We start from the raw sequence: 14,633 nt of genomic DNA, 5'->3' as shown, positions 1-14,633 counted from the left end.
ATGTATTCAGGACTGCTGATTATTCTCTTACCGCTGATTGCCGGTTACCTGGTTCCATTACGCAGCAGAACGTTACTGCAAACCATTAACCGTCTGCTGAGCTGGATGGTTTACGTGATCCTGTTTTTCATGGGTATCAGCCTGGCGTTTTTGGAAGATCTGAGCAGTAATCTGGTGCTGATTTTCCAGTATGCCTCGGTGTTCTTCCTGTGCATTCTCGCTGCCAGCCTGCTGATGCTGGCGCTGCTGGAACATAAAATGCCGTGGCGGAACAGCCATAAACAGGAAAAGCTGCCCTCGCGCCTGCATATGGCGCTGGAATCGCTCAAACTCTGCGGTGTGGTACTCGGCGGCTTCCTGCTCGGCCTGACCCAGTGGCAATGGTTGCAGTTTGCCAATAAAGGCAGCGAATACGCGTTAATTTTCCTGCTGTTGCTGGTCGGCATCCAATTGCGCAACAGCGGCATGACCCTGCGCCAAATCGTGCTTAACCGACGCGGCATGATGGTGGCCGTGGTGGTGACGGTCAGTGCGCTAGCCGGCGGTGCGCTGGCAGCGCAGCTGCTGGGGTTGCCGATCAAAGCCGGGCTGGCCATGGCCTCCGGTTTTGGCTGGTATTCGCTTTCCGGCATTCTGATCACCGATGCCTACGGTCCGGTATTGGGCAGCGCAGCCTTCTTTAACGATCTGGCACGCGAGCTGGTGGCGATTATGCTGATCCCAAGCCTGGTACGACGCAGCCGTTCCTCTGCGCTGGGCCTGTGCGGTGCCACCTCCATGGACTTTACCCTGCCGGTATTGCAACGCAGCGGCGGGTTGGAAATGGTGCCACCGGCGATCGTGCATGGCTTCCTGCTAAGCCTGCTGGCACCGGTACTGATCGCCCTGTTCTCCTGACCTCTTTTCCGGGGGCACCGCCCCCGGAAAGCGTAATAATTCCCATCCGCACAGCGAAATTGCGCTAAATCAAACTTCCCTTTGGTTACACCATAAAAACCTTTTTAAGCCTCGGTTGCCGATCTATGCTCTTAAACAAGCATTTAAAATGCAACTTTAAAAAAGGAAGCGATTATGTTCTGTGTGCAATGTGAACAAACCATTCGTACCCCGGCCGGCAACGGCTGCTCTTATGCCCAGGGCATGTGTGGTAAAACGGAGGAAACTTCGGACCTGCAGGATCTGCTGGTAGCGGCATTACAAGGGCTGTCAGCCTGGGCGCTGCAGGCACGGGCTCTCGGGATCGTCGATCATGATATCGACAGTTTTGCCCCGCGCGCCTTCTTCTCCACCCTGACCAACGTCAACTTCGATTCTGACCGCATCATCGGTTATGCACGCGAAACTATCACCCTGCGAGAATCACTGGCGGCACGTTGCCGCCTGCTGGATGCCGGCGTAAGCGTCGATCATCCACTAGCCACGTTGCAGTTGGCCGGTGACGATATGCCTACTCTGCTGCAACAGGCGGCTCAGTTCGCTCTGAATACCGATAAAGCCGAGGTCGGCGACGACGTGCACGGCCTGCGAATGCTCTGCCTGTACGGCCTGAAAGGCGCGGCGGCCTATATGGAGCACGCCCACGTATTGGGTCAATATGACGACCAGATTTACGCCGACTATCACGCCTTTATGGCCTGGCTCGGCACCCAGCCGCGTGATGTGGATACCCTGCTCAACAACGCGATGGGCATCGGCAAGATGAACTTCAACGTGATGGCCATTCTCGATCACGGCGAGACACAGGCCTATGGCGATCCACTACCAAGCGCGGTTAACGTCCGTCCGGTGGCGGGTAAAGCCATTTTGATCTCCGGTCACGATCTGAAAGATCTGCGCATGTTGCTCGAGCAAACCGAGGGGCAGGACGTGAACATCTATACCCACGGCGAAATGTTGCCGGCACACGGCTACCCGGAGCTGAAAAAATTCAAACATCTGGTGGGGAACTACGGCAGCGGCTGGCAGAACCAGCAGACCGAATTTGCCAAATTCCCCGGTCCTATCGTGATGACCTCCAACTGCATTATCGATCCTAACGTCGGCAACTACGGCGATCGCATCTGGACGCGCAGCATCGTCGGCTGGCCGGGCGTCAACCATCTGGAAGGGGATGACTTCACCCAGGTGATCGCCCAGGCACAAGGCATGAAGGGGTTCCCGTATACCGAAATCGAACATATGATCACCGTCGGCTTTGGCCGTCAGACGCTGCTCAACGCTGCCGATACGGTGATCGATTTGGTGGCGCAAAAGAAACTGCGTCACGTCTTCCTGGTGGGAGGCTGTGACGGCAGCCGCGATGAACGCAGCTATTTCACCGATTTTGCCCGCAGCGTCCCGCAAGACTGCCTGATCATGACGTTGGCCTGCGGCAAATACCGCTTCAACAAGCTGGATTTCGGCACCCTGGAAGGCTTGCCGCGCCTGCTGGATGTCGGCCAGTGCAACGACGCCTATTCTGCCATCATGCTGGCGGTCAAACTCGCCGATACGCTCGGTTGTACCGTCAACGAACTGCCACTCAGCCTGGTCCTGTCTTGGTTTGAGCAGAAAGCGATCGTCATCCTGCTGACGCTGCTGTCGTTAGGGGTGAAAAATATTGTCACCGGCCCGACGGCACCGGGTTTCCTGACCGATAACCTGATGGCGATCCTCAACGACAAGTTCGGCATGCGTCCGATTACTACTGTTGAGCAGGACCTGCACGCCCTGCTTGGTTGATCCCGTTTTTTGGGGCCGCAGATGCCGGCCCCTTTGCTTTTGAGGTGCCCTATGACCCAACCCAGCCCACTTTGTCCTAACCGTATGCAGGTCCATTCGATCCGACAGGAAACCGCCGACGTCTGGACGTTAAACCTGATCTGCGACGTTTTTTACCCTTATCAAGCCGGCCAGTTTGCGCTGGTCAGCATTCGCAATAGCGAAGAGACGCTGCGCGCCTATACCTTGTCTTCTTCCCCCGGCCAAAGCCGTTTTCTCAGCATCAGCGTACGTTGCCTGCCGGACGGCATCGGCTCCCGTTGGCTGACGCGTGAGGTTAAACCCGGCAACACCCTGTGGCTGTCTGACGCCCAAGGCGAGTTCAGCTGTGAACAACACCCGGCCGACAGCTACCTGATGTTGGCTGCCGGCTGTGGCGTCACGCCAATCATCTCCATGTGTCGCTGGCTGGTGGCCAATCGTCCGGCCTGTGATGTCACCGTAATCTTTAACGTACGCACCCCTGCCGATACCATTTTCGCCGAGCAGTGGCGCGAGCTTTGTGCCGCTCATCTGCAACTGCGGCTGACGCTGATGGCCGAACAAGATATCCGGCCAGGGTATCTCAGCGGGCGGATCAGTGCCGAAGTGCTGCGCCAGGTCGCGCCGGATATCACCGAACGCAGGGTGATGACCTGCGGTCCTGCGCCTTATATGGCCCAGGCGGAGCAACTGTGCCTGCAGCTTGGCGTGCCGGCTTCCCGCTTCCATAAAGAACAGTTTCATACCCCGGCGGAAACCGATAGCGGGCAAGGTGCAACATTAATGCTGCGCTCCGCCCGGCCGTTGGGCGAATACCACGTCCCGGTAGGCAGCACGCTGCTGGCAGCGATGGAAGCCAACGCATTGCCGGTCAATGCGGCCTGTCGCGCCGGGGTATGCGGCTCGTGCAAAACGCGCATTCTCGAAGGCGACTACACCACCACCAGCAGCATGACGCTCACACCGGCTGAAATCGCCCAGGGCTATGTGCTGGCCTGCAGTTGCCAACTGCAGGGCGACGTTACCCTCGCCTGACGCTTACCGCCCCATCGCCAATGATGGGGCATTTATCGGCAAGCAGGCTTGGCACTCCCCTTCTACACTTTCCCGGTTGCGCGCTTTTATTACGTTCATCTGCTCAATAATCAATAAGCCATACCCGAGGAATTCAGACGATTGAAAATCAAGGGTATTTCTATCATGTTTGGGGGAAGTATGAAGCAAACCGTAGCCACGCTGATCGCCAAAACTCTGGAACAGGCCGGTGTGAAACGCATTTGGGGCGTCACCGGCGATTCACTTAACGGCCTCAGCGACAGCCTGCACCGTATGGGCACCATCGAATGGCTGGGCACGCGCCACGAAGAAGTCGCTGCCTTTGCCGCCGGTGCGGAAGCCCAGCTTACCGGCCAACTGGCGGTCTGCGCCGGATCTTGTGGGCCAGGTAACCTGCATCTGATCAACGGTCTGTTCGACTGTCACCGCAACCACGTACCGGTACTGGCCATTGCCGCCCATATTCCCTCCAGCGAGATTGGCAGCGGTTATTTCCAGGAAACTCACCCACAAGAACTGTTCCGCGAATGCAGCCACTACTGCGAGCTGGTTTCCAACCCGGAACAGCTGCCGCGGGTGCTGGAGATTGCCATGCGCAAAGCGATCCTCAATCGCGGGGTCTCGGTGATTGTGCTGCCGGGGGACGTGGCGCTGCGCATGGCACCGGAAGACGCCAGCATGGTGTGGCACACTCCGGCATTGCCGCTGGTGCAGCCGCCCATGAGCGAGTTGAACAAGCTGGCCGCAACCCTTAACAAGGCAAAAAATATTACGCTGATGTGCGGCAGCGGCTGTGCCGGTTCTCATGATGAAGTGGTCAAGCTGGCCGAACTGTTGCAGGCACCGGTGGTGCATGCTTTGCGCGGTAAAGAGCATATCGAGTGGGACAACCCCTATAGCGTCGGCATGACCGGTCTGATCGGTTTCTCTTCCGGCTATCACGCCATGATGAACGCCGATACCCTGGTGCTGCTCGGCACCCAGTTCCCGTACCGCGCCTTCTATCCTACCAACGCCAATATCATTCAGATCGACATCAACCCAGGCAGTATCGGGGCGCACTGCCCGGTCAATATTGCGCTAGTGGGCGACATCAACACCACCCTGACCGCCCTGCTGCCGCAGTTGGAACCCAAGAGCGACAGTGCCTTTCTCGACAAGGCCCTGGAGCACTACCGCAACGCGCGCAAAGATCTGGACGGCCTAGCCACCGACAATGACGATCAGCCTATTCACCCGCAGTATCTGGCGCAACAGCTCAGCCAGTACGCCAGCGACGACGCCATCTTCACCTGCGACGTCGGCACGCCGACGGTATGGGCGGCCCGCTATCTGAAAATGAACGGCAAGCGCCGCCTGCTCGGTTCGTTCAACCACGGTTCGATGGCCAACGCCATGCCGCAGGCGATTGGCGCACAGGCAACCGAACCGAACAAGCAGGTGATAGCCATGTGCGGCGACGGCGGTTTCACTATGCTGATGGGCGACTTCCTGTCGTTGGCCCAGCTAAAACTGCCGGTCAAGATTGTGATTTTCAACAACAGCGTTTTGGGCTTCGTGGCCATGGAAATGAAGGCCGGGGGCTACCTGACTGACGGCACTGACCTGCATAACCCTGACTTTGCGGCGATAGCCAATGCCGCCGGCATCAAGGGCATTCGCGTGGAGAAAGCGTCGGATCTGGACGGCGCACTGCAGGAAATGCTGGCGCACCCCGGCCCGGCATTGCTCGATGTCGTCACCGCCAAGCAGGAGCTGGCGATGCCGCCGCAGATCAAATTCGAGCAGGCCAAGGGCTTTAGCCTGTATATGCTGCGGGCGATCATCAACGGCCGCGGCGACGAAGTGGTCGAACTGGCGAAAACCAACTGGTTGCGTTAATGCCCCATCCCGGGAACAACGATCGCTGTTCCCGGAATTTTTTCTCTTTAGTCATCAGAAAATCTGGCTATGATGAAAACCGCATTCTCTTTCACATTAGCTATCCCCAATAGATTTTAAGTTGCAGCCAACAACGCTGCGGCTTGAAAGATCAAGGGGATAAGGAATTTTTATGCTTATTGATCTACGCAGCGACACAGTAACCCGCCCCAGCGCCGCTATGCGTGAAGCCATGGCCCAGGCCGAAGTCGGTGATGACGTTTATGGCGATGACCCTACGGTCAACGCATTGGAGGCGGAAGCGGTTCGCCTGTCCGGTAAAGAGGCGGCGCTGTTCTTGCCGAGCGGCACCCAGGCAAACCTGGTAGCGCTGCTGAGCCATTGCCAGCGCGGTGACGAATACATCGTCGGCCAGCAGGCGCATAACTATAAATACGAAGCCGGCGGTGCCGCGGTACTGGGTAGCATCCAACCGCAGCCGATTGAAGCCAACCCGGACGGTACCCTGCCGCTGGACAAGGTTGCGGCGGCAATTAAACCCGATGATATTCACTTTGCCCGAACCCGTCTGCTGAGCCTGGAAAACACCATCAGCGGCCGCGTGTTACCGCAGGCGTACCTGCAACAGGCCTGGCAATTCAGCCGTGAACACAAGCTGGCACTGCATATCGACGGGGCACGCATCTTCAACGCCGCAGTCGCGCTGAATGTGCCGCTGAAAGAGATCGTGCAGTATTGCGACACCTTCACCATTTGCCTGTCGAAAGGGCTGGGCGCGCCGGTAGGCTCGTTGCTGTGCGGCAGCGAGGCCTTTATTCAGCAGGCGATACGCTGGCGCAAAATGACCGGCGGCGGCCTGCGTCAGGCCGGTATTCTGGCCGCCGCGGGACTCTATGCGCTGGAGCATAATGTCGAACGGTTGCGGGAAGATCACGATAACGCCAAGTGGCTGGAACAGCAGTTGCAAAACATTGGCGTGGAGATCGCCGAGCCGGGCGCGCAAACCAACGTGCTGTACCTGCGTCAGTCCCCTGAATTGGCGGCAAAACTGGGCGCCTGGATGCGCGAGCGCGGCGTACTGATCAGCAGCGGGCCGCTGACGCGCATTTTGACCCACCTCGACGTCAGCCGTCAGGATTTACAGCACGTGGTCGATTTGTGGCAACAGTTCCTCAAGCAGCATGCCTGATGCATGCCTCAACGGGGCGCTAACACGCCCCGTGTTTTAGAGGATCCAACGGCCGTAAACCCAGTACCAGATCGCCAACGTCGCCACGACGTTCAACACCACGCTGAAGATAAACCAACTTTTGAACGGCTGTTTCTGGGTTTTGTGACGGAACAATTGCTGCGCAACGATCGCCCCAATCCAGCCACCCACCAGCCCGAACACCCATAGCGTGATTTCAGGCACCCGACGCCAACCCTTGCGCGCGGCCAGTTTATCGACACCGTACACCAATAACGTCAGCAGGTTAGCCAACAGCCACCACATCCAAATCGGATGCAGGAAAAATAAACTGGCGATCAGCGCCAGACCTAACAGGGCATAACAAACGGCATTGAGTTTCATATTTTTTCGGCTTAGCACAAACAAACGGTGCGTAGTGTGACGCTGCCTTAAGGTGGATGCAATGCCCGCATAACCACACAAAAAGTGCATTTAAACCCTGAGTTTGGCATGCTGTCATCGACTTCCACTGCATAAGGCAGCGCTAATGACACCTCAACGCGTATTGGTTCTTGGAGCCAGCGGCTATATTGGCCAGAACCTGATCCCCCACCTGATCGAACAGGGACACAGCATTACCGCCGCCGCGCGCCGCCTTGAATGGCTTCAGGAGCAGCATTGGCCGCAGGTCAACTGCCAGTACGTGGATGTCTACCAACCAGAAACCCTGACCGCCGCGCTGTGGGAGATCGACGCCGTTTATTATCTGATCCACGGTATGGGCGACGGTGATGACTTTATCGAAAAAGAACGCCAGGCGGCGGAGAATCTGCGCGATGCGCTACGCAACGCCAGCGTAAAACAGGTCATTTTTCTCGGTGCGCTGCAACCGGAAGGCGAGAGTTCACCGCACCTGGTGGCACGCAAGCTGACCGGGGAGATCTTGCGCCAGAGCGGCGTACCGGTCACCGAACTGCGCGCCAGCATCATTGTCGGCCCCGGTTCGGCGGCCTTCGAAATTATGCGCGATATGGTCTACAACCTGCCGGTGCTAACCCCGCCGCGCTGGGTGCGTTCCAAATCTTCGCCGGTCGCGTTGGAAAATCTGCTGGTGTATCTGGCCGATCTGCTGGCGCACCCGGCGGAAGAAAACCGCATTTTTGACGTCGCCGGCCCGGAGTACATCAGTTATCAAACAATGTTTGAACGCTTCATTGCCATCAGCGGAAAAAAACGTTGGCTGATCCCCATCCCCTTGCCCACCCGGTTTATCTCGGTATGGTTCATCAGCATGATCACCTCGGTGCCCACCTCGATCGCCAATGCGTTGATCCAGGGGTTGAACCACGATCTTCCCGCCGACGGTAAACCGCTACAGGCTCTGATTCCGCAGACGCTGCAAACCTTCGATCAGGCGGTGACGGCTACCCTGCGGCGCGAGGAAGAAGTGGTCGACTCCGCCGACTGGGGCTACGATCCGGAAGCGCGAGCCCGCTGGCGACCAGGCTATGGCTTCTACCCGAAACAGGCGGGCTGTTCGCTGGAAACCCAGGCATCCAGCCAGGCGCTGTGGCATACGGTGCAGCAACTGGGCGGGAAAGAGGGCTATTTTTACGCCAATATCCTGTGGAAAATCCGTGCCCGCATGGACGATATGATTGGCAATCGCGTAGTTTATGGCCGCCCCCAGCGTGAGACGTTGGCCATTGGCGACCTGGTCGATGGCTGGAAGGTCATCACCATTAAACCACTGCGGCAGTTGGCGTTGCTGTTCGGCATGAAAGCACCGGGGTTGGGCCGGCTGGTGTTCACCATCAAAGATCATGGCGACCACCGCACCCTGGATGTGCGTGCCTGGTGGCACCCTGCCGGTTTCAGCGGACTGCTGTATTGGTTCGCCATGATGCCCGCTCACCTGTTCATTTTTCGCGGTATGGCGCGCCGTATCGCCAGGCTGGCCGAAGAGAACCCGCGCAATATGTCCTGACCATCGCTTATTTGTCGATCAACCGCACAGTTTACTGCTGCGGTTAGGGCCTTTCCGATTGCATAGCGCACGAAATAACGGAAGAATGGCATCTTATTTGCTGGAACGCCGCTGAAGGCCGTCAGCATTCTGATTTTTGGTGAGAATAGAGTTCGTTATGAAGGTATTGGTCACCGGTGCAACCAGTGGGTTAGGCCGTAACGCCGTTGAATATCTCCGCCGCCAGGGCATTAAAGTGCGTGCCACCGGCCGCAACCAGGCCATGGGCAGTCTGCTGGAAAAAATGGGCGCGGAATTCATTCATGCCGATCTCACCAACCTGATCTCATCGCAGGCCAAAGCCATGCTGGCCGACGTGGACGTGCTGTGGCACTGTTCCAGCTTCACCTCGCCATGGGGCACCGAAGAAGCCTTCGAACTGGCCAACGTGCGCGCTACCCGTCGCTTGGGCGAATGGGCAGCGGCCTACGGCGTTTCGCAGTTTATCCATATCTCTTCGCCGGCGATCTACTTCGATTACCATCACCATCGCAACATTACCGAAGACTTCCGCCCCGCGCGCTATGCCAACGAGTTTGCGCGCAGCAAAGCCGCCGGTGAACAGGTGATCCAGCAGTTGGCGATGTCCAACCCGCAAACCCACTTCACCATCCTGCGTCCTCAGGGGTTGTTCGGGCCACATGACAAAGTGATGTTGCCGCGCCTGTTGCAGATGATCAAACGCTACGGCAACCTGCTGCTGCCACGCGGCGGCGCGGCACTGGTGGACATGACCTATCTGGAAAACGCGGTGCACGCCATGTGGCTGGCCACTCAGAAAGAAAATACCCCGTCCGGCCGCGCTTATAACATCACCAATCAGCAGCCACGTCAGTTGCACAGCGTGGTGCAGCAGTTAATTGACGAGTTGGGGATGAAGTGCCGGATCCGCTCTGTGCCCTATCCCATGCTCGATATGATGGCGCGCGGTATGGAGAAACTCGGCAGCAAAAGCGAGAAAGAGCCGGTACTGACCCACTATGGGGTCGCCAAGCTCAATTTTGATCTGACGCTGGACACCACTCGTGCCCAGCAGGAGTTGGATTACCGGCCCATAGTTTCGCTCGATGAAGGCATTTCCCGCACCGCTCGCTGGCTAAAAGAACACGGTAAACTGCACGGCCTTTAATTAGCGAGCTGCCCCGTACTTCAACAGCAAGGCATCAACGATCGCCTCCGTCTCCGCATCCGGCTCACCGCGATAATCGCTGGGCCGGAAATGCATCTGAAACGCCGCCAGCACGTTCTTCTGCTGCCTGACATCCCACCGAGCGTCAATACCATAACCGTAACGCGCCAGCTTTTCGATCAGGGGGGCCAGGGGCACGGCCGCCTGCTTGTCGCGGCCGGCCAGTAGCTTCTGCACCTGCTGCTCGTCCGGCCAGGCGCCAATACCGGCCTGCGCCAATTGCCGCCAGGGGAATAACGGACCCGGGTCCTGTTTGCGTTGGGGCGCGATGTCGCTGTGCCCCACTACGTCCGTCGGCTGAATGCCATAGCGTTGAATGATATCGCGGCTCAGCGGGATCAACAGGGCTATTTGCTGTGGCGTGTAGGGCTGCCAATGGGTAAACAGCAGGGTGCGGTTGAATCCGCGATTGACTATTTCAATCCCTATCGAGGTATCGTTCAGGTTGGTTCTGCCGCGCCAGGTGCTGGCCCCGGCATGCCATGCGCGCAGGGCTTCAGGCACCAGTTGAAACGCCACCGGTTTGCCCTGTACCAATGGCGGGTGCGCGGGCAGCAGATAGTGCGCGCTGACGTGTTCATCCGTCAGGGTTTTAAGCGAGGAATGGAAATCTTCTGCGGTGTAATGCATCACCAGAAAACGAATGCGCTGGTCTGCTCCCTGCGCCTGATGAAGGGTTTCCAACTGATAGTCGCCCCGGTCTATGGTGGTGCTTTGCGGTGCGCTTTGGCAGCCGGCAAGCAATGCGGCAGCAAATATCCCTGGCCAAATTTTCACGAATCCCTCCTGCCGTCGAGCGGCTCAAATTTGTAACTCAAATTGATTAATCTGTATCCAATAATCAAGTTAATCAATAAATGATGACAGAGAGGCCAGATGTGCAAGTGAGTGTTGCGCCGCGCTGGCGGACTCCATGGCAGATGATAGCTTCATAGTATTACTTGCGCTGATAAAAGTGAGTCGCTCATGTTTAAGCTCAACCCTGTCGCCTGGCTGATCTGCATCGCCATGCTGCCGCTCAGCGGCTGTGACCAAAAAACGGTGGCCAATACCATGGGGGGAACCGCGCCTGCTGTGGCCACGCCCGCGGCAGCATCAACCTATACGCCACTGAGTGCCGATCAATTGTATCAACTGGTCAGCCCGGTGGCGCTTTTTCCTGACAAACTGTTGGCGCAGGTGCTGGCCGGTGCGGGTTATCCCGATCAAATCAGCGCGGCGGATAACTGGCTGGCGCAAAACCGGGGGTTGCAACCGGCCGCACTCACCGCAGCCGCTGGCGCTCAACCCTGGGACCCCAGCGTACGCGGTTTGGTACAATTTCCTGACGTGCTGGATCAGATGGCTAAAAATATTCCCTGGACCACCGCGCTGGGCAGCGCTTATCTCAACGACCCTACCGACGTGATGAACGCCATTCAGGTCATGCGCCAACGTGCCGCCGCCAAAGGCACGCTGAAAACGTCGCCGCAGCAAAGGGTGGTCATCACGCCTACAACCCGTTACGTTGAACCGCAACCCTATCCGCAAAGCGTTGTGGTTGCGCCGGCGCAAACCATTGTCATCGAGCCCAGCCAACCGGATGTGGTTTACGTGCCGCGTTACGATCCCTGGGTGGCCTATGGCGAACCTGTCCCGGCCTACCCGAGCTATCACTATCAGAGTGCCTCAGGCTATAGCAGTGGCGATATGCTGGCGGCAGGCGTGATCAGTTTTGGCGTGGGCGTCGCGGTCGGGGCATTGATCAATCAACATCATGACAACTGGCATAGCTGGGACGTGCGCTGGAATGATCGGCGTCAACCGGTGGTCTATAACAATGCGCCTTATATCTCGCACTCCACCACGGTGATTAACCGTGTCACCAATATCAACCAATACAATAATGTGAATCACAGCACCACGGTGAATAACTACCACAATGCGCCAGTCAATCAGGTGCCGCATTTTGCCGCACCAACGCCTTATGCAGCCCCTAAGGTTGCCACCCTGCAACAGCCACATTTTACGCCACCCGTCGCAGCCAATGAACGCCAGCCGATGACGGCGCCGAACTTTGCCCATGCAGCTACGCCAGCGCCCCATGCGATGACACCGGTCGCCCATGTTCAGCAGCCAATGACCCTGCCGAGTTTCGCTCATTCAACACCGGCAGCCGTGCGCCCGCACCCAGCGACAGTCACGGCCCCCGTTCATCAGGCCGAGATCCAACCGGCTCGTACGCCTGAACAACATCTACCGACACCTGTCAGCGTACAGCAAAGGGCGCAGTTGCCGGCCGTTAAACCTGTCGAACACCTCGCGCCCAAGGCTAACGTTGTTCGCCCACAGCCGGTTCAACCACGGCCAAATGCCATGATGTCGCATAGCGCACCAACGCCGTTCCATCAGCCACAGATTCAACAGGTACAGCATCACCCTGCCCCAGCGGCCAAACCGCAGGAACATCGCCCGCTAAAAGTGGAAGAACACAAGGTAGGATAAACGAATGCCCCCGGTCATGGCCGGGGGCAAAGAAAGGATTAGCGGCTGACTTTCACCGCGGTACCGCTGACGGTCACCATTAACATGCTGCTGTCTTTACCCACGGTTTCGTAATCGATATCAATGCCGACCACCGCATTGGCGCCCAATTCTTTCGCTTGCTCCTCCAACTCCCGGAAGGCAATCAGGCGCGCTTTACGCAGCTCTTTCTCATAAGCGCCCGAACGGCCGCCCACGATGTCGCGCACGCCGGCAAAAAAATCGCGGAAAATATTCGCACCCAAAATGGCCTCGCCGGTGACAACGCCGCAGTACTCGGTAATAGTAAACCCTTCCAGGGTCGGGGTAGTGGAAAGCTGCATGAAAACTCCTTGCTTGATTGATTCATCGCACTTATCTGACCATTGATTTGGCATTATGTTCTGTATTGAAATGGCACGCAGTACGAATGCAAGGCCAGAAATCGCATTTATACTGTAGGCTAATGGTCTTCATGGTAGAGACTTTCACATAAGGTAATGAGATGAAAACAAAAACGATTGCGGCTGTTTTGCCCTTAGCGCTGTTACTGAGTGCCTGCACCACCGTCGAACCGGCATTCAAGGATATCGGCTCCCGTACCGGCGGTTGTGTGGAAGGCGGCCCGGATACGGTCGCACAGAAATTTTACGATCTGCGCCTGCAACAGGGCGCCGCTACCACCCTGCCCGACAGCAACCGTCTGGCGCAGTTGCAGCCTTACCTGAGTAAAGTGCTGTATCAGGATCTGGTGACCGCCAACCAGAACCCGGGCAAACATCAGGTCACTGGCGATCTGTTTACCGGCAACGCGCAGGGACCGACCAGCGCCACCGTCGCCAGCGCTTCTACCATCCCGAATACCGACGCCAAAAATATTCCATTGCGCGTACAGCTCAGCTACCAGAAGGACGGCAGCAGCGCGGTCAACTGGCAGGATGAGGTGCTGATGGTGCGTGAAGGCACCTGTTGGGTGGTGGATGATATCCGCTATCTGAACGTGCCGCCGCATGCCGCCAGCGGGACGCTGCGTCAGGTATTGGAAAACCAGTAAGCTCACACGCCCCACCGTCATCTGCTTGATGCCGGTGGGTAAAAAAATGCCTTGATTCCGCTCAACATTCGTTCACTTTGAGAATTTTCGCTACATACCTCACAGCGTGCACGACAAATCCCCCCTTCGAACCTGACTCGCGGTATCTTGTGCTATTCTTTTACTATCCTGCCGCGCAGTAATAAATTTTAACGCACAAAGATTGCATAAGTATTCTGTGGAAGTTAACATTCGCGGCATCAATATCTATTCAATTCTGGCGCATGAGCATTCAACTTAACGGTATCAACTGCTATTACGGCGCACATCAGGCGCTGTTTGACATCACGCTGGATTGCCCAGCAGGGGAAACTTTAGTGCTGCTGGGTCCAAGCGGCGCGGGGAAAAGTTCATTGCTGCGGGTGCTGAACCTGCTGGAAATGCCGCGCTCGGGTCAGTTGCAGATCGCCGGCAATCAATTCGACTTCAAGCAGGCCCCAGGCGAGAAAGCCATTCGTGAGCTGCGTCAGAACGTCGGCATGGTATTCCAACAATATAATCTCTGGCCTCACCTTACCGTGGTGCAAAACCTGATCGAAGCGCCGTGTCGCGTGCTTGGCCTGACCAAGGCTCAGGCGATGGAGCGTGCCGACAAGTTGCTGAAGCGTTTGCGCCTGACCGATTTTGCCGACCGTTTCCCGCTGCACCTTTCCGGCGGCCAGCAGCAACGCGTGGCCATTGCCCGTGCGCTGATGATGGAGCCGCAGGTGCTGCTGTTCGACGAACCGACCGCCGCGCTGGATCCTGAAATCACCGCCCAAATCGTCAGCATCATTCGCGAGCTGGCCGGCACCGGGATCACCCAGGTGATCGTCACCCACGAAGTGGAAGTGGCGCGCAAAACCGCCAGCCGCGTGGTCTACATGGAAAACGGCCACGTAGTGGAACAAGGCGATGCCAGCCACTTTGCGCAGCCGCAGACCACCGAGTTTGCCAATTACTTATCACACTAACAATTTTACTTGCTGTAATT

The 14,633-nt window shown here is 57.3% G+C and carries 13 protein-coding genes; 10 read left to right on the top strand and 3 right to left on the bottom strand.

Annotated elements, in window-relative coordinates; genetic code table 11:
* From NR114_RS02295 to ltaE, 5 genes are all read left to right on the top strand, one after another.
* The gene (locus NR114_RS02295) at positions 1–897 is read left to right on the top strand and encodes a lysine exporter LysO family protein (protein ID WP_048761828.1); all 897 of its coding nucleotides are present in this window, start codon (positions 1–3) and stop codon (positions 895–897) included.
* Positions 898–1,071: 174 nt separating this feature from the next.
* A complete protein-coding gene (hcp, locus tag NR114_RS02290; protein WP_234529628.1) occupies positions 1,072–2,721 on the top strand; it encodes a hydroxylamine reductase in 1,650 nt (549 codons plus the stop codon).
* Positions 2,722–2,772: 51 nt separating this feature from the next.
* Positions 2,773–3,777, top strand: coding sequence for an NADH oxidoreductase (gene hcr, locus NR114_RS02285; RefSeq protein ID WP_234529629.1), 1,005 nt, complete (start codon positions 2,773–2,775; stop codon positions 3,775–3,777).
* A 180-nt stretch (positions 3,778–3,957) separates the two neighbouring features.
* Positions 3,958–5,679, top strand: a complete 1,722-nt coding sequence (gene poxB, locus NR114_RS02280; RefSeq protein WP_256813977.1) for a ubiquinone-dependent pyruvate dehydrogenase — start codon at positions 3,958–3,960, stop codon at positions 5,677–5,679.
* 172 nt (positions 5,680–5,851) lie between these two features.
* Entirely contained in the window at positions 5,852–6,868 is a 1,017-nt protein-coding gene (gene ltaE, locus NR114_RS02275) for a low-specificity L-threonine aldolase (RefSeq protein WP_234529631.1), read from the top strand.
* A gap of 36 nt (positions 6,869–6,904) precedes the next feature.
* Here ltaE and NR114_RS02270 read toward each other — a convergent pair whose 3' ends face one another.
* Complete coding sequence (locus NR114_RS02270; protein WP_048761815.1) at positions 6,905–7,252, bottom strand: DUF1294 domain-containing protein; 348 nt, start codon at positions 7,250–7,252, stop codon at positions 6,905–6,907.
* A gap of 145 nt (positions 7,253–7,397) precedes the next feature.
* Between NR114_RS02270 and NR114_RS02265 the strand changes: the two genes are divergently transcribed.
* Complete coding sequence (locus tag NR114_RS02265; protein ID WP_020826094.1) at positions 7,398–8,837, top strand: DUF2867 domain-containing protein; 1,440 nt, start codon at positions 7,398–7,400, stop codon at positions 8,835–8,837.
* A 157-nt stretch (positions 8,838–8,994) separates the two neighbouring features.
* Positions 8,995–10,005 carry an NAD(P)-dependent oxidoreductase gene (locus tag NR114_RS02260; protein ID WP_020826093.1) on the top strand — a complete coding sequence of 337 codons (1,011 nt, stop codon included), beginning with the start codon at positions 8,995–8,997 and terminating at the stop codon, positions 10,003–10,005.
* Here the strand turns inward: NR114_RS02260 and NR114_RS02255 are convergent, their stop codons facing one another.
* Entirely contained in the window at positions 10,006–10,842 is an 837-nt protein-coding gene (locus NR114_RS02255; RefSeq protein ID WP_046374018.1) for an N-acetylmuramoyl-L-alanine amidase, read from the bottom strand.
* A gap of 189 nt (positions 10,843–11,031) precedes the next feature.
* On the opposite strand from NR114_RS02255, the gene NR114_RS02250 reads away from it, so the two are divergent.
* Positions 11,032–12,549, top strand: a complete 1,518-nt coding sequence (locus NR114_RS02250) for a DUF3300 domain-containing protein (protein WP_256813976.1) — start codon at positions 11,032–11,034, stop codon at positions 12,547–12,549.
* Between the two features lie 38 nt (positions 12,550–12,587).
* On the opposite strand, the gene NR114_RS02245 is transcribed toward NR114_RS02250, so the two are convergent.
* On the bottom strand, positions 12,588–12,911 hold the full coding sequence (locus tag NR114_RS02245; RefSeq protein WP_020826090.1) for a heavy metal-binding domain-containing protein: 324 nt from the start codon (positions 12,909–12,911) through the stop codon (positions 12,588–12,590).
* 161 nt (positions 12,912–13,072) lie between these two features.
* Between NR114_RS02245 and NR114_RS02240 the strand changes: the two genes are divergently transcribed.
* The gene (locus tag NR114_RS02240) at positions 13,073–13,621 is read left to right on the top strand and encodes a lipoprotein (RefSeq protein ID WP_234530463.1); all 549 of its coding nucleotides are present in this window, start codon (positions 13,073–13,075) and stop codon (positions 13,619–13,621) included.
* A 263-nt stretch (positions 13,622–13,884) separates the two neighbouring features.
* On the top strand, positions 13,885–14,613 hold the full coding sequence (artP, locus tag NR114_RS02235; protein WP_020826088.1) for an arginine ABC transporter ATP-binding protein ArtP: 729 nt from the start codon (positions 13,885–13,887) through the stop codon (positions 14,611–14,613).
* The last annotated feature ends 20 nt before the right edge of the window (positions 14,614–14,633 follow it).

The organism is Serratia sp. Ser99, assembly GCF_024519545.1.
Lineage (GTDB): Bacteria > Pseudomonadota > Gammaproteobacteria > Enterobacterales > Enterobacteriaceae > Serratia > Serratia liquefaciens.
This window is presented reverse-complemented; position numbering and strand designations above follow the sequence as displayed.

What these genes read in the sequence shown, in the direction of transcription:
- ltaE (WP_234529631.1), top strand. Translation starts at nt 5,852, where the DNA reads ATGCTTATTGATCTACGCAGCGACACAGTAACCCGCCCCAGCGCCGCT.
- artP (WP_020826088.1), top strand. Translation starts at nt 13,885, where the DNA reads ATGAGCATTCAACTTAACGGTATCAACTGCTATTACGGCGCACATCAG.
- hcp (WP_234529628.1), top strand. Translation starts at nt 1,072, where the DNA reads ATGTTCTGTGTGCAATGTGAACAAACCATTCGTACCCCGGCCGGCAAC.
- NR114_RS02260 (WP_020826093.1), top strand. Translation starts at nt 8,995, where the DNA reads ATGAAGGTATTGGTCACCGGTGCAACCAGTGGGTTAGGCCGTAACGCC.
- NR114_RS02250 (WP_256813976.1), top strand. Translation starts at nt 11,032, where the DNA reads ATGTTTAAGCTCAACCCTGTCGCCTGGCTGATCTGCATCGCCATGCTG.
- NR114_RS02265 (WP_020826094.1), top strand. Translation starts at nt 7,398, where the DNA reads ATGACACCTCAACGCGTATTGGTTCTTGGAGCCAGCGGCTATATTGGC.
- poxB (WP_256813977.1), top strand. Translation starts at nt 3,958, where the DNA reads ATGAAGCAAACCGTAGCCACGCTGATCGCCAAAACTCTGGAACAGGCC.
- NR114_RS02245 (WP_020826090.1), bottom strand. Translation starts at nt 12,911, where the DNA reads ATGCAGCTTTCCACTACCCCGACCCTGGAAGGGTTTACTATTACCGAG.
- NR114_RS02270 (WP_048761815.1), bottom strand. Translation starts at nt 7,252, where the DNA reads ATGAAACTCAATGCCGTTTGTTATGCCCTGTTAGGTCTGGCGCTGATC.
- NR114_RS02240 (WP_234530463.1), top strand. Translation starts at nt 13,073, where the DNA reads ATGAAAACAAAAACGATTGCGGCTGTTTTGCCCTTAGCGCTGTTACTG.
- hcr (WP_234529629.1), top strand. Translation starts at nt 2,773, where the DNA reads ATGACCCAACCCAGCCCACTTTGTCCTAACCGTATGCAGGTCCATTCG.
- NR114_RS02295 (WP_048761828.1), top strand. Translation starts at nt 1, where the DNA reads ATGTATTCAGGACTGCTGATTATTCTCTTACCGCTGATTGCCGGTTAC.